This window comes from Brevibacterium sp. FME17, from assembly GCF_014897515.1.
Lineage (GTDB): Bacteria > Actinomycetota > Actinomycetes > Actinomycetales > Brevibacteriaceae > Brevibacterium.
In genome coordinates this window covers 62,489-81,007 of the sequence record NZ_JABUYD010000016.1, presented here as the reverse complement: position 1 = coordinate 81,007, position 18,519 = coordinate 62,489, and the positions used below count along the sequence as shown (strand labels likewise).

The window sequence follows — 18,519 nt, the reverse complement described above, 5'->3', positions numbered from 1 at the left end:
CCCTCAAGGAAGGTTTGCATCTCTTATTAGATGGGTTTAACTTTAGAGAGGAAAACCTCTCTAACCTAAGGTCCTGCCCATCATGTCCACCTCCCAGACCGGATCACCCGCTGCCGAAGCGAGCGCCGCAGCGCCTCCGCTCCCCCGAGCAGCGAAACTCGCCATCACCACCTTGGTGATCGGCGCGATCGCCGCCATCCTCGACTCCACGATGGTCACTCTCGCCATCCACACCCTGACTGTCGACCTGCACTCCACCACTGCAACCATCCAATGGGTCACCACCGCCTACCTGCTCGCACTGGGCGTGGCCGTTCCCATGACCGGCTGGCTGGAACGGAGAATAGGAGGCAAACGCGCATGGATGCTGGCGCTGTTGATCTTCGGAGCCGCTTCAGTCCTCTGCGCACTGTCCTGGAATGATGCGAGCCTCATCGCCTTCCGCGCCATGCAGGGACTTGGCGGCGGCCTCATCATGCCACTCATGCAGACTCTGGCCATCAGAGCCGTCGGCCACCGGCCGAGCCCCAATCTCATCGCCACCATCAGCATGCCCGCAGCTCTGGGCCCCATTCTGGGACCGGTCGTCGGCGGCGTCATTCTCAACTGGCTCAGCTGGCGGTGGCTGTTCCTCGTCAATGCCCCGATCGTCATCGTCGCCCTGGTGATGGCGTGGAAATATCTTCAATCGGATCCACCCGCCGCAGACCAGAAACGACCACGACTCGACTGGGTGGGCTTGAGCCTGCTGTCCCCGGCCGTGGTCGGCATTCTGCTGGGCTTCTCGCAGACCGCACAGCACGGAGGTCTTGACCATCCCGGTGTTCTCATCCCGCTCAGTGCCGGAATTCTCCTGCTGGTCGGCTTCATCATCTGGGCGCTCCGCAGCGCAGACCCACTCGTGAACGTGCGGCTGATGCGGGTCCGGTCGATGTTCACAGCCTCGTCGACACTCTTCACCGCCGGAGCGGCCATGTACGCAGGCATGTTCCTGCTGCCCCTCTACTTCCAAGTGGTGCAGGGGCGGTCCGTGCTCGAGGCCGGCCTTCTGATGATCGCTCAAGGAATCGGCGCGCTTGTCATCCGCTTCGTGACAGGCAAACTCGTCGCCCGCTTCGGCGGTCGGACCGTGACGGTCGCCGCCTTCCTCGTATCAGTCATCGGCACGCTGCCGTTCGCGTTCGCAGATCACGACACGAGCCTCGTCTGGCTGACACTCGTGCTGTTCGTCCGGGGACTCGGAATCGGCGCGGTCCTCATCCCGCCGATGACCCTGGCCTACCAGGACCTCGGGCCGGAGGATGTCGCACATGCCAGCATGAATACGCGCATCATGCAGCAGTTCGGAGCCTCATTCGGCACCGCGATCGTCGCGGTCGTCCTGCAATTCGTCGCGCTCCACTCCACCTCCGGCGATGCCGCGCTGCAGGCATTCCACCTGTCCTTCTGGTGGGCGGTCGGCATCTCGCTTCTCGCGCTGCTGCCCGCACTCGCCCTCCCCGGACGGAAACCGGACGCCGAGGCTGCGCCGTAGCCCCAGAGTCCGGTTTCGTGGGTTCGTCCTACTTCTTGGCTTCGGCCTGTTCCTTCTTCAGGATCACCCTGTAGCCCAGTCGTGGGTCGTAACCGTGGATCTCTCTGGTGTCGAGGGCAGCCATGAAGTCGAGCACCTCGGCGGTGATGACCTGGCCCGGCACCAGCACAGGGAATCCTGGCGGGTAGGGGGTGACGAATCCGGCCGAGACCGGCTCGTCACCGGATTCAACCCGATGACTGAGTTCCTCCGGCAGCACATGTTCGATGTTCCACCGACGCAGACCCGCATAATAGGCCGTACGCAGGTCACCGTCGGGCAACTGCTTCGACGGATCCTCAGCAGGCACCTCGGCGGCATAGGCAGGAGCGAAGGCGGAGAAGTCGGGCAGCGGAGGCATGAGCGCGGCCGGCTCCGCCACGGTTTCGTGAGACTGGATTTCGTGCGGGTCGTTGAACTTCCCGGCCAACTTCACCAGGACCTCGATGAGGTAGGCGATGGATGAGCGGGAGGTGCCGATGTTCGTCATGAACAGCACCGTGTTGCGGCTCGTCTTGTTCACCTGGATTCCGTAGCGGTCCATCAGGTGTTCGTGTTTGAACGTGTCCCCATCGACGCCGGTGCCGCTGATCTCGACGGTGATGCGGCTCGGGTCGACGACGAATTCGTCCTTGTCCCACGCTTCCCAGAAGGTCGCCATACCGTCACGCAGCGGCATCGTCCGTTCGGTCTCCCGGTATTCCTCCGGGATCAGGTCTGCAGCGGTGAGCACGCGGAAGGTCTTCTTCAGCAGCGGGTGCCGTGAGACCGCCGATGCCAGACTCATCGCCAGGTCCAACTGCTTCTGGACGAGCGCGAATCCTTCCATCTCGACCTGCCGGCGGCCCAGATCCAGGGAGGCGAGGATCTGGTAGTTCGGCGAGGTGGAGGTGTGCGTCATGTACGCCTCGTGGAAGGACTCCTCGCCGCCGTAGGCGAATTCCTGATCGTAGACATGGATCATCGATCCCTGTCGCAGAGCGGTCAGAGTCTTGTGGGTCGATTGGGTCGCATACACGCGAATCCGCGAATCCGGTGGCGGCAGCAGCGTCTCGTTCAGCCACACCTCATCGGGTGCCGGTTGTCCGGTCTCGGAGTCGAAGAGTCGTTTCTGCTGATCGCGGTAGGCCGTGGAATGGGCGTTGGTGGCCAGGAGATCTTCCAGGTGCTCGGCCGCGACCATGGCCGTGCGCTTGCGAGTGACAGGGTGGAACCGGGCGAAGGCAAACCATGCCTCATCCCACAGGAACACGAGATCCTTCTTGATGGCCAGGCACTCGGCCATGACCTTCTCCGGGTCGTAGACAATGCCGTCGAAGGTGCAGTTCGTCAGGGTGATCATGCGCACCTCGTCGAGGCGACCGGCAGCCCGGTAGTCCAAAAGGAGCTGCTTGATCCGGTTCAGCGGCACCGCACCGTAGAAGGCGACGTCGTTGAGCGGGTAGGCCTCGAGGTAGGCGGTTCGGGCACCGGTGAGCATCAACGCGTGGTGGTGGGATTTGTGGCAGTTGCGGTCGACCATGACCACCTCGTCGGGTGAGACGACGGCCTGGTGGACGATCTTGTTCGCCGTCGACGTTCCGTTCGTGACGAAGTAGGTGCGCTTGGCACCGAATGCGCGGGCCGCCAGAGACTGGGCCTTCTTGATCGTGCCCACCGGAGCGAGCAGCGAGTCGAGCTCGCCCGAGGTGGCACTGGTCTCGGCGAGCAGCAGGTTGAGGCCGTAGAAGTCAACGAAGTCACTGATCCACTTCGACCCCACAACCGAGCCGCCGCGGGAGACTGGGAGCGCGTGGAAGACACCGGCAGGGCGGCGGGCATGCTCACGGATCGCGGTGAAGAACGGGGTGTCATAGAGGTGCTGAACGCGGCGCAGCAGGGACAAGTGCAGTTCGAACTGATCCTCGCGCCGGAAGACACGGCGGAAGCGATGAGTCAGCGCACCAGCCAAACTCTCGATATGGGCGCCGGCCATGAGGTAGAGGTCGAGCTCCGGGCGCAGACCCGCCAGGGTGTCGGCCAGACGCAGCACCCGACGGACCGAGTTGAGCGGGCTCATCGGCGCTGTAGGCGACATGGCTGTGCCCTCGTGGGCGAGCGCGACGGTGCTGCGCAGATCGCGGCTGAGCACCTCGCGGGTCCGGTCGGTGAATCCGGGGCGGATGACGCAGGCGAGCAGATTCGGGTTCGTCAGCGCCGCGACGACCGCGTCATCAGCAGTCGGGACGATGACGTAGTCGTAGATGAACTGGTCGGAGGCGTTGCGCAGCTTGAGCAGGTCGGTGTGCAGCTCATCGCGGCCTCCCTCGGTGGTCTCGTCGACGATGAGGACCTCGAAGCGAGGACGTGGGTCCTGCCGGTCCTTCTGCTCGGCGCGCTCTTCCTCATTGAGATGGTCATCGTCGGCCACATCGGGGACTGTGTTCCCGCGCAGGCGGTTGACGGCTCGCGTGATCATGTCGTGGGCCCGATCGAACTCACCGTCGGAGAGCAGCTCGGCAATGTCTTCGACATAGCGCTGACCGAATCCGCCCCAGTACAGTTCGATCGTCTTCAGCGAGCGCAGCGAACGCCAGACCTCACCGTCGGCGGCGATCATCGAGAAGTCGCCGCCGCTGATGGCCAGGCGTTTGATCGCGAACTTCAGGTACTCCCAGGCGTCCGAGCGCAGACGCCAGGTGCTCGCCGGCATTCCCGGGTCGCGTTCGAGCTTGGATTGTTTGGGCCGAGACCGGAATCCGTTCTCCGAAACATCCGCGTCCAACCGCTTTCGGGAGGTCCCTCCGGCAGCTGACGGTCCAGGCATGAATGATGCCTGTGCCGGGTGTTCGTCGGAGTCGATGCCGGTCATACTTGAGCCTCCTGGCGATGAAGTATCTCGATGTCGAGCGATTCCCTGCGGAATCCGTTGTGCCAAGATCATACGGCGTTGCGTGACCGAATGTTCAAGAGTCTGCCCACATGAGACAAAAGGATGATAAGCATGAAGCCATGGACAACTCAGCACCACTTTCCGCCGGCCATCTCCTCGTCAAGGAGCTCGAAGCCCACGGCGTCCAACGTTCCTATCTGGTCCCCGGCGAGTCCTATCTCGACGTTCTCGACGGGCTCCATGATTCGACTATCACCCCGATCGTCTGCCGCCAAGAGGGTGGCGCCGGCTACATGGCCGTAGCCGAGGGCCGCATGACCGGCATCCCCGGAATCGCCATGGTCACCCGCGGCCCCGGAGCCTCCAACGTCATGGTCTCCCTCCACACCGCCTACCAGGATGCGACACCGCTCGTCGTGTTCGTCGGCCTCATCCCCACAGCCCAGCGCGGCCGTGAGGCCTTCCAGGAATTCGATTTGGCAGGCTGGTTCTCCACCACCACGAAGAAGGTCCTGACCCTCGATGACCCGGACAAGGCCGCCGAGGTGGTCGCCGATGCCATGCACACCGCCGTGACCGGCCGGCCCGGTCCCGTCGTCGTGGGCCTGCCCGAAGAGGTGCTCGTCCAGTCCAGCGCCGGAACGGTAGTGCCGCCCCGTGTCCACGGTTCTGCGGCGCCCTATGCCGGCGACGTCACCGAGCTGCGGGCTCGCATCCTGCAGGCCGATCGTCCCGTCCTCATCATCGGCGGCGAAGATTGGTCCCAGGCCACCTCCCGCAGAGTCGCCCAATGGTCCCGTGATCGCGGCCTCGGCGTCATCGGCACCTTCCGCGCCTATGACGGCATCGACCACGACTCCCCCAATTTCCTCGGCATGCTCGGCTTCGGTGCCTCCGCAGTGGCCAAGAGGACCTTCGCCGAGGCTGACCTGCACATCTTCCTCGGCTGTGTCCGCACCGATGTGGCCACGGAATCCTTCACCATCGGCACCGATGCAAAGACAGTCGTCATCAACCCCGACCCGGACGCCCACGGACACTTCGGCAGCCTCGACCAGCACATCGTCACCTCGGTCAACCGATTCGCCCAGGCACTTTTCACCGCCGACGGGGCTCGCGCATATTCGGTGTCCTCCGATGGCTCCGTCGATGAGCCCGCCGTCGGTGATGAGCATCTGGCAGGCACCGACGAACCGGTGGAACTGCCCGACTGGATCCTCGATGCCCGCGCCGAACTCGACGAATGGCGGAAACCGGTCACCACCTCGGCGGGCACCGGCGATTCCACCTTCGTCGATATGGATGAGGCGTTCGTCCACGTCAAGGAGCTGCTGCCGGACAACGCGATCATCACCTACGGGGCCGGAAACTTCTCCGGCTGGGCCACCAGGTTCCTGCCCACGCACAGCTTCCCCTCGGCGCTGGGACCACGGAACGGGTCGATGGGCTTCGGCCTCCCGGCCGCCGTGGCCGCTGGGCTCGTCCATCCCGAGCGGGCCGTCTTCTGCATCGCCGGCGATGGAGATTTCCTGATGAACGGCCAGGAGTTCGCGACCGCGGCACAGTACGGGGTGAACCTCACCGTCATCGTCAACGACAACTCGGTCTACGGCACGATCCGGGGCCACCAGGATCGTGAGTACCCGGGCCGGGCGACAGGCACATCCCTGCGCAGCCCCGATTTCGCAGCGCTGGCCACAGCCTTCGGCGGCCTGGGTCTCACCGTCGAACGCACCGAGGACTTCAGAGACGCTTTCGAGAAGGCACTCGCCCATGAGGGTCCTGCCCTCGTCCGCTGCCTCACCGACCCCGCGATCCGCGGAGCCCGGGCGTGAGCACGCCGCCGGCGGTGTTTCGGCCGCGGCTGCTGCGAAATCCCACACTCTCACGCTGTAATTGCCCCTCAAGCTGTAACTGACTCTGACGCTGCAAAGGTGACTGACATGAACATCGACGCGATCTTCACCGATCTCGACGCCCACACGCTCGACCCGGCACGTCCGCGGGCGCAGAAGATCGGCGTCTTCGCCGGACGCATCATCGGCTTCGACGAGAAGCTCGACGGGATCACCGCGGACCGGGTCGAATCCTTGGGCGGGGCCACCGTGCTGCCGGGCTTCAACGACGTCCACTGCCACACCGCTTGGTTCGGACTCACCCTGGCATCGGTCGATGTCACCGCCCTGCCCGGCGGCCTGCCCGATGTCTACGCCGCGCTCGAGCAGGCCGCTGCGACGACGCCAGCAGGTGAATGGATCAACGCCACCGGCTACGCTCACCGCGACTACGACGGACAGTACCCGGAGCTGCCCCGCCTCGACGAGATCACCGGCGACCGTCCACTGTTCATGCGTCAGACCTCAGGGCATGCCGCGATCGTCAACACCGAAGCGATGAGGCGAGCGGGAATTCTCGAGCCCGGTTTCAGCGACCCCGTCGGCGGCAAGGTCGTCACCGATGCGGCCGGGCACCCCACCGGGCTGGTCGAAGAGACCGCGCAGGGACTCGTCCAGGACCTCATCCGCCCCTATTCGCTCGACACGATCGTCGAAGCCATCGATCTTGCGACTGCCTACTACGCGCAGGAAGGCATCACCTCCTTCGGCGACTGCGGCATCGCCTACGGGTGGATCGGTCACTCCCCCATCGAGGTCACCGCCTACCTGCGCGCCTGCGAAGAGGGCAAGCTGCGCGCCCGCGCCCAGCTTCTGCCGCAGGCTGATGGACTCCACGAGATCGCGGCGAACTCCGCCGACGGCTTCGGAATCGGCCTCGATGCGGGAGTCCGCACCGGCCTCGGCGATGACCTCGTGTCCTTGGGCCCGGTCAAGTTCTTCATGGACGGCGCGCTCAGCGGGGAGACCGCGGCCCTGCGAGAGAACTATGAGGGCAAGGACCATCCCGGCTACCTGCAGGCCGACGCCGAGGCGCTGCGCAAGCAGATCCTCGACACCTACGCCTCTGGATGGTCCGTCGCGGTCCATGCGATCGGCGATGCCGCCATCGACGAGGCGGTGAAGAACATCGTCGATGCCCAGGCCAGATACGGGCGCCGAGCGGTTCCCAACCGGATCGAACACGCTGCCCTCGTCCACGACGAGCACCTGACCACCCTGGCCGACAACGGCATCGTCGTGACCCCGCAGTCCGCGTTCGCCGAAGGGATCGGCGATGGCATGAACGCCTCACTGGGCCCGGCACGCCGGTCACTGATCTACCGTGCGAAGTCCTTCATCGACGCCGGTGTGCTGCTGGCCGGAAGCTCTGATCGTCCCTGCGCCGACGGCAACGTGCTGCGCGGCATCGAGGCCTTTGTGACCCGCGGGACCCGCGATGGCGACATCATGGGTTCGGCCGAAGAGTGTCTGACTCCCGATGAGGCGATCGCCGCCTACACCTCGGTTGCGGCCGAGGCTTCCGGGCATGGCGCTGACAAGGGAACACTCTCGCGCGGGAAGCTCGCGGACTTCGTGGCCCTCGATGCTCACCCCGCCGAGGTGGCCCCGGACAAGATCTCACAGATCCAGGTCCGCGCCACCATCCTCGGCGGAAAGTTCACCCACGACGCCCGCTAAACCTCCCCGACGTCACTAATAGCGCCCGGCGCCGGGGGTATTTAGTGACGTCGGGGAGGTTTAGCGGGAGAAGTCGAGGTCGGTGAGGACCTTCTCGAAGACGCCCAGGCCTGTTTCGAGGTCCTCTTCGCTGATGTTGATCGGCGGGACCACGTGGAGGCGGTGGTAGTTGTTGAAGGGCACCACGCCGTGTTCCTTCAGCGAAGACACCACCGAGGCGACCTCGGGTGAGCCTCCGCCGTAGGGCGCCAACGGTTCGCGTGATTCCTTGTCCCAGACGAGTTCGATCGCCCAGAAGGCACCGACCCCGCGGACCTCACCGACGTGCTTCGAATTCTCAGCGATCTGGCGCAGCCGAGGTCCGATGATCTCCTGGCCGATGCGCTCGGCGTGCTCGATCATGCCTTCCTCATCCATAGCCTTGAGCGTCGCCACGGCTGCTGCACAGGCCAGAGGGTGACCGGAGTAGGTGAGCCCACCGGGATAGGGCTTCTTGGCGAATGAACCATAGATCGCGTCATCCATGATCACCCCACCTAACGGCACGTACCCGGAGTTCACGCCCTTGGCGAAGGTGATGATGTCAGGCACGACGTCGAAGTGTTCGAAGGCGAACCATTTACCGGAACGGCCGAACCCGGCCATCACCTCGTCGGCGATGAAGATGATGTCGTACTGATCGCAGAGCGCGCGCACCCCCTGCATATAGTCACTGCCGGGCAACATGATGCCGGCGGTGCCGGGGATGGATTCGAGGATGATCGCGGCGATCGTCGACGGGCCTTCGAGTTCGATGGTGCGCTCGAGGTGACGCAGAGCCCGCTCGGTCTCCTCCGCCTCGGTGGTGGCCGAGAATTCGGTCCGGTAGAGGAAGGGTCCGAAGAAGTGGACGACGCCGGAATCACCGCGGTCATTGGACCAGCGGCGCGGGTCACCGGTGACGTTGACGGCGGTCTCGGTACCGCCGTGATACGAACGGTACCGGGAGAGGATCTTGTGTTTGCCGGTGTGCAGCCGGGCCATGCGGATCGCATGCTCGTTGGCGTCGGCACCGCCATTGGTGAAGAACACGTGGTCAAGACCGGCCGGGGTGCGGTCGGTGATGAGGCGGGCGGCCTCGGACCGGGCGGCGTTGACGTGGGCGGGGCTGATCGTGCACAGCAGGTCGGCCTGATCTTTGATGGCCTGGACGACCTTCGGATGCTGGTGGCCGATGTTGGTGTTGACCAGCTGGGAGGAGAAGTCGAGGAATGACTGTCCCTGACCGTCCACGATATGTGAGCCCTGCGCCCGCGAGACGGTCATCGGGTCCAGCAGCTCCTGCGCCGACCATGAGTGGAAGACGTGCGCCCGATCGAGTTCGTAGGCTCGGGCGGATTCGTCCTTGACCGCTGAGATTTCAGCGTCGCTGAGCTGCTGCACTTTCCATCACCCTTTCACCATTGTTCAGGTTGTCCGCTCATCGTAGATCAGATTCCGGCGAAACGGTCCGTGACAGTGGCCCCCGACCCCGTGTCCATGGTCTTCGGTAGAGTGATTCGCATGCCCTACCGCACGATCGTCGCCCCCGCCGAAACCGAGATCGAGATCAAGAAGTCACGCTTCATCGGCTTCGTGGCACCGGTCGCCGATGAGGCAGAGGCCAGGGAGGTCATCGCAGAGCGCAGAAACGCCCACCCGAAGGCGCGTCATCATTGCACGGCGTTCGTCCTTGACCCGGATTCGCGCACACAGCGCTTCAGCGATGATGGGGAACCGGCGGGCACGGCAGGCGCGCCGATCCTCGACGTCGTCTCCGGTCACCAGCTGACCTTCGTCGTTGCGGTCGTGACCAGATACTTCGGGGGAACTCTGCTGGGCGCGGGAGGACTCGTCCGCGCCTATGGACAGGCCACCTCGGCGGCATTGGAGACCGCACGCATCGTCACCAAGCATGAGCTGGTTCCGGTGCGCGCCGACGTGGACTATGCCCAGGCCAACGCCTTGGATCGGGCGGCCGGGAACAGGGGGTGGACGACACGGTCGAGCTACGGTGCCACCGTGGAGATCGACATGATGGTTCCCGTCGCCGAGGTGGACGCGGCCTTGGCCATATACGCAGACGTCACCGCCGGGCAGGCAGAGCCCGCCGTCGGTGACATCGAATGGGTGTGAGCAGTGCCGGACTGATCAGTCCAGGGCTGCGATCTTCCCGAGCTGCGCATTGGTGAGCATGACGAGGTCTTCGGGACGGATCTCGATCTCGAGGCCACGCCGGCCTGCCGAGACGAAGACCGAGGAATGCTCGAGTGCGGTGCGGTCGATGACGACCGGCACAGCATGGCGCTGCCCGAACGGGGAGACGCCGCCGACTGGGTAGCCGGTGCGTCGCTCGGTCTCGGCCACGCCTGCCAACTGAGCCTTCTTCGCTCCGCGTGCAGACGCGAGGCCCTTGAGGTCGAGCTGTCCGGACACGGGAACCAGGGCGGTGACGGGTGCGCCGTCGACCTGGATCATGAGGGTCTTGAACACCTGGTCAGAGCCGACGCCGAGCTTGTCGGCGGCTTCGGACCCGTAACGGCGGGTGCTTGGATCGTGATCGAAGCTGTGCAGGGTGTAATCGATGCCTGCCAGGTTGAGTACACGGACGGCCGGGGTAGCCGCGCTTGTCGGTTTGGATGCCACTGTCATAAAGGGGTCGTGCCTCCTGCCCGTAAATCTGCGGGGACACGCAAGGCACTTCTGCCCGGGGCTTCGCCCCTGTGGTCCCGCGTCGATACGGACGGAATGTTGTATCGAATGCTGATGGGTACCCGCCCACAATAAGCGAAGTCCAGGCTCCAGCGCCAATCAATGACGGCCGATGAAGCACCAGATTCCACCTACGACCTGGGGCGACGCTGGACTTCACGGTCAACTTCGGCAGTTGTAATGCTCAGCCCCAACCGATCTCGTGGAGTCGTTCGTCGTCGATTCCATAGAAGTGTGCGATCTCGTGAACGATGGTGATGACGATTTCGCTCCGCAGGTGATCGCGGTCCTCAGCGTATGCAATGAGGTTGTCGCGGTAGAGGAAGATGTTGTCCGGCAGTTCGAGACCGGAGATGCCTCGCTCCCCCATAGGTGTTCCGTCATAGAGCCCCAGTAGATGGGTGTTGCCATCCTCGGGTCGGTCCTCGACGAAGAGAGCGACATTGTCGAGCTCATCGGTCACACCCGAAGGAAGCTGGTCGATCGCCTCATCAAGGATCGACTCGAACTCTTCTTCACTGAGGTACTCCATGTCTGCCAGCCTAGCGGGATGGTCTCCGAAGGGGCTGAGGGCGGCGCCCCTGGCACGCTCCTGCTGCCCCTCTCGGAGGCTCTCAGGGTCTCTCGAATCGGTGTGACCGAGGACACGGGGCATCGGTTTGCACTCTGCGAAATGGTTGGGCTAGGATTAACGACGTTGCCCCGGGGAATCCGAGGACAACCTGGGCCCCCATCGTCTAGAGGCCTAGGACACCGCCCTTTCACGGCGGCGACACGGGTTCGAATCCCGTTGGGGGTACGGTGTAGGATTGAGAAATCCGACATCGGATCAGATGCAACACAGTAAGGCCCTGTAGCGCAGTTGGTTAGCGCGCCGCCCTGTCACGGCGGAGGTCGCCGGTTCGAGTCCGGTCAGGGTCGCGGAGCACAAGGCTCTTCTTCGGAAGGGCCTTTGTTTCTCTCAACATACTTGACGTATGTTGGCGACCTGGCTCTGTAGCTCAGTTGGTAGAGCGTTCGACTGAAAATCGAAAGGTCACCGGATCGACGCCGGTCGGAGCCACCACATAACGAAAACCCCTGCCACGGCGGGGTTTTTCGTGTATCCGAAGCCAGCCTCCTCTGCACAGGGCACCCTTTGTGATTGCAAACACATGTACTGTACAGTAACTTTGATTCGACACAATCTTAGTTGAGAGCACATGATGCAAAGGAGCAACCACATGACGCGTGGAACAAAGATCGCCGGCTCACGAGTACTGATCACCGGTGCGGGCAGCGGTATCGGACGTCTGATGGCACTCGACGCTGCCTCGCGTGGAGCTGCGGAAGTTCTGATCTGGGATCTCTCAACAGAGGCCGGACAGCGTGTTGCCGATGAGATTTCGGCGACCGGATCGCAGGCCCGTTCGTTCACAGTCAATGTGGCCGACGCCAAACAGGTCGCAGTCATCGCCGAAGACACCGGACCCGTGGACGTCCTCATCAACTGCGCCGGAATCGTCACCGGTACGAAACTGCTCGAAGCCGATGAAGCCGCGATCCGACGCGTCTACGATGTCAACACCCTCGCCCTCTACTGGGTGACGCGTGCCTTCCTCCCCGGGATGATCGAACGCGATCGGGGCTCAGTGGTCACCATCTCCAGCGCTGCCGGATTTGTCGGCGTCGCCCGTCAGACCGACTACTCGGCGAGCAAATTCGCCGCGGTGGGCTTCACCGAGTCTCTGCGCGCCGAACTGCGCGCCGATGGCCACAACGTCAATACGCTCGTCGTCTGCCCCTTCTACATCAATACCGGGATGTTCGAAGGCGTCACGACCAAGTTCCCTCGTCTGCTGCCCATCCTCGAGGAAACCAACGTTGCCACCAACGTTCTCGACTCCATTGAGTCGGGACGAGAGCAGCTTGCCATGCCTTCACTGGTGCGCATTCTGCCCGGAGCCCGGATGCTGCCCACCCGGGCCTTCGACAAGCTGATGGACTTCCTCGGAGTCAACAAGACCATGGACCATTTCACCGGCCGACGGCCCGTGGTCGCAGAGCGCAACACTGCGTCGCCGGCCGCCGAGATCACCGATCCCGCCCCGACGGCGCGCTGACAGGCGAGACGGCTTTCTCCTCTCGTTGTCCCTCCTGCGGGTAGACAATGAGAGGAGTCCCCTCGGCACGAGCGTCGTCGGGACACCGAGATTGCCCAAGGAGGAGCGCGTCATGGCCATGACCGATCTGGTCCTCGAAGGCGGGGGCGCCAAACTTCCCGGGCTCGTCGGCGCGGTCGATGCGATGAGCTCGGCTGACTACTCCATCCACCGCATCGCTGGAACCTCGGCCGGTGCAGTCGTGGGAGCGCTGACAACTGCAGGAATCCCTCCGGAGAACCTCATCGAAACGATTCTTCGCAAGGACTTCACCGACTTCGAAGACCTCAGCCCGACCTTCTCTCTTCTGCCGTGGCTCGGGAAGATCCAAGGTCTTCTGTTTCACAAGGGCATGTACCTCGGCACAGCCCTCCACGACTTCCTGGCCGACGCCCTCGCCTCGCAGGGCATCCGCACCTGGGGCGATCTTCGCCTGCACGACCCGCACAGTGCGCTGCCACCGGAGCGTCAGTACCGCCTCGTCGTCATCGTCTCCGATGTCTCCCGCGGTCGCATGCTGCGCCTGCCCTGGGACTACCAGTCTGCTCTCGGCGTCGATCCGGATTCGCAGTCGGTCGCCGAGGCGGTCTGTGCCTCGGCCGCGACACCCTTCTTCTTCCGGCCCCGATCGCTGCGCGCAGATCCGCGCGTGGCCGGCGGTGTCTCGGTGCTCGGTGCAGACGGCGGTCTGCTCTCGAACTTCCCCGTCGACATCTTCGATCGGAAAGATGCGCGTCCTGCCCGCTGGCCCACATTGGGCGTGATGCTCTCGGCCAGGACAACGGCTGAAACCCAATGGCGGCCCAATGCGAACACCTACCAATATGGGATCTCGCTCCTGTCGACCATGATCAACGCCCACGACCGGCGTCATATCGACGAGCCCTCGGTCACCGATCGAACGATCTTCGTCGACACCGCTTCGCAGAGCAGCACCGACTTCGCCCTGAGTCGAGCCGATAAGCTCGAACTCATCGACTCGGGCCAGACCGCAACCACAGATTTCCTCAGCACCTGGGACTGGCAGGCGTGGAAGGAACGCTACGAGCGACGCTGAACCAAGACACCTGCGAGCGGCCCACTGCTCGTGCAACAATGTGGGCGTCGACAGACACAAGCATCGACCACCACCGAAGGAGCGACCATGAGCGACAACCCCACCGATCCGACACAGTGGCAGGACGAACCCGAGATGGGTGCACCGCTGATGGATGACCCCACCCTCGACGAGCCCACGGCCGATGAGCTTGATGACCCGGAGCTCAATGCCGCCGAGGCCGAAGCCGATGATCTCGACACGGACCTTGATGCCGATGTCGCCTCCGCTGCAGCCGTCGAGCCTGGTGCCGAAGGCCCGGAGGGAACCGGCATCGAAGGCGCCGACGATGAGCTCTTGGATGCACAGGGCTTGGAGTCTGGGAACGATACCCCCGACATTCCGGAAGAGTTCTCCACAGATGCCTCGCCAGCTGCCGAACAGGGCAACCGTCGCAGCGATCACATGATCTCCGAATACCAGGACGATGCAGAAGTCGCCCAACTCGCCGGTGATGACCTCGATGTCGACGCACTCGCCGACGACGGGGTCGAAGACTGAAACCCGTCTGCCCCGCGGCAGGCTAATCGCCCAGCGTCGAGACCGCCCGGTAGGACAGCACATTCGCCGTCTGCGCCGGGCGGTCTTCGTTCAGCCCACTCAATGAGTGCACTGCCGCAGAAATCGCGGCCCGGTAGAGCAATGAGCCGGTGCTGATCCTGGCCACACCCGCCTCGGCGAACTGGTCACGTGAGAAGCGCGGACTGGCGAGCACATTGACCGGAAGTGGGCAGGCCCGAACGATCTGTGCGATGGTCTCCAGATCCAGGTCCCCGGGTACGAAGATCCCATCGGCCCCGGAACCGGCGTAGCGGCGCATCCGCTCAAGGGTCTCCCCGAGCTTGTCCTGACCAGTCCAGTATGTGTCGATTCGTGCGTTGACGAACAGAGACGGGAATGCCTCCTTGATCGCGCTGACCTTGGCGGCGAGTTCCCGCGGTTCGACGAGATGTCCGCGAGCGGAATCCTCGATGTTGAGTCCGTCGACGGCAAGTCCGGCGAGGCCGGGACCCTCACCTGTTGCAGCGTCTCGCCGCACTGCGAAGGCGTCCCGGAGGATGTCGACGACTTCTGCCGGGTCGCCACTGTACCCATCTTCGAAGTCGCAGGTAAGCAGCGATTCGGGCAGGGCCCGTCGGAGGTTTTTCAGCAGATCGACCATGGCGGTCATCGTTTCCCGCTCCTCATCGGCGGCTCCGATGCCGGCGGCCACCCCCAGACTGCTCGTACCCACGGCAGGGTGACCCGCCTCGGCGAAGAGTCGGGCACTTGCCACATCCCAGGCACACGGCAGGATGAACGGGTCCCCCGGTCGGTGCAACCGGTGGAAGGGTGGGTCCTGGTCGGTTGTTGTGCTGTTCATAGCTGTGTCACCTCTGTGTCGAGTATCCAGTCGAGTTCGTCCCGACCAGTCGATGTGAGTGTGAGTGCGCGACTGCTACGACGGCGGGTGATCCACGTCCGGTCGAGGAATTCCTCGCACACGGCATCTCCAAGCCATCCGCCGAGGTGGGTGCGGCGTTCCGTCCAATCGAGGCAGCGGCGAGTCAGCGGGCGCGAGCCTGAGGCCATGGAGGCGACATCGATCCCCCACACCTTTGCGAAGCCCGCAACTCCTGCCTCGGTCACGGTCGCGGTGTCATCGACCCACCCTCGCGCCGTGACGGCCGCCCATATCTGCACGCCCAGACGTCCAGCGATGTGCCTGTAGCAGGTCCGTGCCTCGAGGAGGTGTCGGTCACGAGTCTTCGCCGCCAGGGTCGGAGCCGATTCGACTCTCTCCCCCGCGAGCGCACCGGTGTATTCGAGCCAGCAGGCGATGTCTGCCGAGGCGAGTTGCACGTAGCGGTGCCTGCCCTGCCGACGTTCGGCCAGTACGCCGCGCTCGATGAGGATGCTGGCATGTTCAGAGGCCGATGACATCGGTACCGCGAGAGCTCGTGACAGCTCCGTCAGCGTCCAGGCTCTGCCGTCGAGGAGACTCGTGCAGATCATGACGCGGGTAGGGTCGGCGAGCGCCGAGGCCAGCGCGGCGATATTCGGTGCCGATTCCGGGTGGCTCCTGGTCATAGCTTCGATGGTATGCCTCCTACTGTTCGGGACGGGCCGAAGTGTGATCTTCACTTCTCAGTGCGGGCAAACCGCCCTCAGCAACAACGAACCGTGTTAGAACGAGAGAGGAAAGGAGTCATCCATGTCTGCTTTGCCTGATCGCGCCGAGAAACAGTTCGACCTGCCACATGCGGGTTCGGGTAAGCCTGTTCACCGCCTCGGCATCATCGCCACAGTGGCCACCTTCGGCGGTCTCCTGTTCGGCTATGACACAGGCGTCGTCAACGGCGCACTCGAACCGATGAGTCAAGATTTCGGCCTCACTCCGCTGTCCGAAGGACTCGTCGTCGCCAGCCTCATGATCGGTGCCGCATTCGGTGCTGTGTTCGGCGGTCGCGTCGCCGACGCCCACGGTAGGCGGCACACGATCATCCTCGTCGCCGGCGTCTTCATCCTCGGCACGCTGGGCTGCGTGTTGGCCCCGGGTGCGGAGTTCCTCATCGGCGCCCGCTTCGTCCTCGGCATCGCGGTCGGCGCCGCTTCTGCCATCGTCCCCGTCTATCTGGGCGAGATCGCCCCCTCAGAGAAGCGCGGCTCCTTCGTCACTCGCAATGAGCTGATGATAGTTGCGGGGCAGCTCGCAGCGTTCATCATCAACGCCGTCATCTTCAACGTCTGGGGCCATGTCGACTCCATCTGGCGTTGGATGCTCCTCGTCGCACTCGCACCGGCCATCGCGCTGCTCGTGGGCATGATCTTCCAACCAGAGAGCCCCCGCTGGCTGATCTCGAAGGGCCGCACGGAGGAGGCTCTCGAGGTGCTCAAACAGGTCCGCTCCCCCGAACGCGCCGAGGCGGAGGTCGCCGAGGTCACCCACCTCGCATCCCAAGACGCCAAGCAGTCCACCGGTGGACTCTCCGATCTCGGAACCCGTTGGGTGCTGCGATTGGTCATCATCGGCGTGGGCCTCGGCTTCTTCCAGCAGCTGACCGGCATCAACTCGGTCATGTACTACGGCACGCAGCTGCTCACCAATGCCGGTTTGGACTCCGGTGTCGCGATCATCGGCAACATCGCCAACGGGGTCTTCTCGCTGCTGGGCATCTCGCTGGGCATGTTCCTGCTCAACAAGCTGCCGCGTCGGGTCATGTTCCTCACCGGTTACGCCCTCATCGCGTTCTTCCACATCCTCATCGCACTCACCGCCGTCGTGATTCCGCCGGGACCGGGACAGGCGTGGACGGTCCTCGTCTTCCTCGTCCTCTTCGTGTTCTCGATGCAGGGCACGGTCGGACCGCTGACCTGGCTGATGCTCTCCGAGATCTTCCCGATGAAGATCCGCAGCTTCGCCATGGGCATCTGTGTGTTCGTGCTGTGGATCATGAACGCCATCGTCGCGCAGTTCTTCCCGCCGCTCATCGAGGCGATGGGGATGACGGCGACATTCAGTATGTTCGCCGGCTGCGCCGTGATCGCCTTCATCTTCCTCTACACACTTCTTCCTGAGACCAAGGACAAGGACCTGGCGCAGTTCGAACGCAAGTTCAAAGCGAAATACGGCCGGAAATGACAGAACAGGAGCCACCATGTCAATCGCAGTCGCCGTCACCGACAGCCCCGAAGGACGCACAGCGCTGGAGAACGCCGTCGCCGAGGCGCGAGCCCTGGACACGGGCCTGCTCCTCATCAATCTCACCCTCCATGACTTCACCGATGATGAGATTCCTCGTAACCTCGAGGTGAAGCTGATCAACCGGTCCGGGCGCGGAGATCGTGATCCCGTCACCGCAGTCCTCGATGAGCTGCGCGATCACGTTGCCGAGGTGGATCGCCTTGTCCTCGGGGTGCGCAGTCGCTCCCGGGTGGGCAAGGTCCTGCTCGGCTCCGTGGCCCAACGCCTCATCCTCCGCTCCCCTGTCCCGGTGCTCACCGTGCGGGTGCCGGAGGCCGCGAAGAAACGCTGATCGGCGACGGGCTGAGCTCAGCCGGCTGTCAGGGTTTTCTTGACGCCGATGATCGTCGCGAGTGCCAGCCCGAGAATGCCCACGATGAAGGCGGGGACGCCGTAGCCACCCCAGGTCGAGATCGCCGTGCCGACGTAGATGATGAGCAACGACGCTGACACCCACACCATCATCCGTTCCGACTCACGGAAGATCCGCTGCGCGTTCGTCTCAGTCACGACGATCGGGAAGTTGAGGACCTGCGGCCTCGTGGACAGCCAGGACGTTGCGCCGATGAGGACACAGAGCAGTCCGACGATGACGAAGACCGTCGACCTCGGACCGTAGCTGTCGGCCTTGCCGACGAAGTTGAAATGGGTGGGAATCAGCTCAGGCAGCTTCGGGTAGCTGGCAAGCAGAATTGCTGACAACAGAACAGTCGCAATCAGCGTCACGCGTCGGATCCATGTGGTGAGTATTCCGGTTTCGAATGTCGTCGCATAATTCTGTTGCCCAACCATAGGACGATCGTACCTG

General features: G+C 63.8%; 16 protein-coding genes and 3 tRNA genes. 12 read left to right on the top strand and 7 right to left on the bottom strand.

Features of this window, described 5'->3' with window-relative positions:
• The first annotated feature begins 82 nt into the window (after nt 1-82).
• On the top strand, nt 83-1,534 hold the full coding sequence (locus INT40_RS14435; RefSeq protein ID WP_193096369.1) for an MDR family MFS transporter: 1,452 nt from the start codon (nt 83-85) through the stop codon (nt 1,532-1,534).
• 28 nt (nt 1,535-1,562) lie between these two features.
• On the opposite strand, the gene INT40_RS14430 is transcribed toward INT40_RS14435, so the two are convergent.
• Nucleotides 1,563-4,424, bottom strand: a complete 2,862-nt coding sequence (locus tag INT40_RS14430; RefSeq protein WP_193096368.1) for an aminotransferase class I/II-fold pyridoxal phosphate-dependent enzyme — start codon at nt 4,422-4,424, stop codon at nt 1,563-1,565.
• Nucleotides 4,425-4,534: 110 nt separating this feature from the next.
• Between INT40_RS14430 and INT40_RS14425 the strand changes: the two genes are divergently transcribed.
• Nucleotides 4,535-6,280, top strand: a complete 1,746-nt coding sequence (locus INT40_RS14425; RefSeq protein ID WP_226831365.1) for a thiamine pyrophosphate-dependent enzyme — start codon at nt 4,535-4,537, stop codon at nt 6,278-6,280.
• Nucleotides 6,281-6,388: 108 nt separating this feature from the next.
• A complete protein-coding gene (locus INT40_RS14420; protein WP_193096367.1) occupies nt 6,389-8,020 on the top strand; it encodes an amidohydrolase in 1,632 nt (543 codons plus the stop codon).
• A gap of 60 nt (nt 8,021-8,080) precedes the next feature.
• Here the strand turns inward: INT40_RS14420 and INT40_RS14415 are convergent, their stop codons facing one another.
• Nucleotides 8,081-9,442 (bottom strand): aspartate aminotransferase family protein, encoded by a 1,362-nt coding sequence (locus INT40_RS14415; RefSeq protein WP_101571906.1) that lies wholly within the window; start codon nt 9,440-9,442, stop codon nt 8,081-8,083.
• A gap of 120 nt (nt 9,443-9,562) precedes the next feature.
• Between INT40_RS14415 and INT40_RS14410 the strand changes: the two genes are divergently transcribed.
• Nucleotides 9,563-10,174 carry a YigZ family protein gene (locus INT40_RS14410; RefSeq protein WP_193096366.1) on the top strand — a complete coding sequence of 204 codons (612 nt, stop codon included), beginning with the start codon at nt 9,563-9,565 and terminating at the stop codon, nt 10,172-10,174.
• 15 nt (nt 10,175-10,189) lie between these two features.
• Here INT40_RS14410 and ybaK read toward each other — a convergent pair whose 3' ends face one another.
• Both ybaK and INT40_RS14400 read right to left on the bottom strand, forming a co-directional pair.
• Nucleotides 10,190-10,690, bottom strand: a complete 501-nt coding sequence (ybaK, locus tag INT40_RS14405) for a Cys-tRNA(Pro) deacylase (protein ID WP_101571902.1) — start codon at nt 10,688-10,690, stop codon at nt 10,190-10,192.
• A 244-nt stretch (nt 10,691-10,934) separates the two neighbouring features.
• Complete coding sequence (locus tag INT40_RS14400) at nt 10,935-11,282, bottom strand: metallopeptidase family protein (protein ID WP_101572056.1); 348 nt, start codon at nt 11,280-11,282, stop codon at nt 10,935-10,937.
• Between the two features lie 194 nt (nt 11,283-11,476).
• On the opposite strand from INT40_RS14400, the gene INT40_RS14395 reads away from it, so the two are divergent.
• From INT40_RS14395 to INT40_RS14370, 6 genes are all read left to right on the top strand, one after another.
• Nucleotides 11,477-11,549 (top strand) — tRNA-Glu (locus INT40_RS14395).
• Nucleotides 11,550-11,597: 48 nt separating this feature from the next.
• Nucleotides 11,598-11,671, top strand: a tRNA-Asp gene (locus INT40_RS14390).
• Between the two features lie 69 nt (nt 11,672-11,740).
• Nucleotides 11,741-11,816 (top strand) — tRNA-Phe (locus tag INT40_RS14385).
• 157 nt (nt 11,817-11,973) lie between these two features.
• A complete protein-coding gene (locus INT40_RS14380; RefSeq protein ID WP_101571900.1) occupies nt 11,974-12,852 on the top strand; it encodes an SDR family oxidoreductase in 879 nt (292 codons plus the stop codon).
• Nucleotides 12,853-12,964: 112 nt separating this feature from the next.
• Nucleotides 12,965-13,948: a patatin-like phospholipase family protein gene (locus INT40_RS14375; protein ID WP_101571898.1), complete on the top strand. Its 984-nt coding sequence runs from the start codon at nt 12,965-12,967 to the stop codon at nt 13,946-13,948.
• Between the two features lie 87 nt (nt 13,949-14,035).
• Complete coding sequence (locus tag INT40_RS14370; RefSeq protein WP_101571896.1) at nt 14,036-14,488, top strand: hypothetical protein; 453 nt, start codon at nt 14,036-14,038, stop codon at nt 14,486-14,488.
• A gap of 22 nt (nt 14,489-14,510) precedes the next feature.
• Here INT40_RS14370 and INT40_RS14365 read toward each other — a convergent pair whose 3' ends face one another.
• Nucleotides 14,511-15,350: an isocitrate lyase/PEP mutase family protein gene (locus INT40_RS14365; protein ID WP_101571894.1), complete on the bottom strand. Its 840-nt coding sequence runs from the start codon at nt 15,348-15,350 to the stop codon at nt 14,511-14,513.
• Nucleotides 15,347-16,057 (bottom strand): ArsR/SmtB family transcription factor, encoded by a 711-nt coding sequence (locus INT40_RS14360; RefSeq protein ID WP_101571892.1) that lies wholly within the window; start codon nt 16,055-16,057, stop codon nt 15,347-15,349. Before INT40_RS14360 ends, INT40_RS14365 begins: the two co-directional genes overlap by 4 nt.
• Nucleotides 16,058-16,181: 124 nt before the next feature.
• Here INT40_RS14360 and INT40_RS14355 point away from each other — a divergent pair, with 124 nt between their 5' ends.
• Nucleotides 16,182-17,609, top strand: coding sequence for a sugar porter family MFS transporter (locus tag INT40_RS14355; protein ID WP_101571890.1), 1,428 nt, complete (start codon nt 16,182-16,184; stop codon nt 17,607-17,609).
• 16 nt (nt 17,610-17,625) lie between these two features.
• Nucleotides 17,626-18,003, top strand: a complete 378-nt coding sequence (locus tag INT40_RS14350) for a universal stress protein (protein ID WP_101571888.1) — start codon at nt 17,626-17,628, stop codon at nt 18,001-18,003.
• A 17-nt stretch (nt 18,004-18,020) separates the two neighbouring features.
• Here INT40_RS14350 and INT40_RS14345 read toward each other — a convergent pair whose 3' ends face one another.
• Nucleotides 18,021-18,503, bottom strand: a complete 483-nt coding sequence (locus tag INT40_RS14345) for a DUF1648 domain-containing protein (RefSeq protein WP_101571886.1) — start codon at nt 18,501-18,503, stop codon at nt 18,021-18,023.
• Nucleotides 18,504-18,519: the final 16 nt, after the last annotated feature.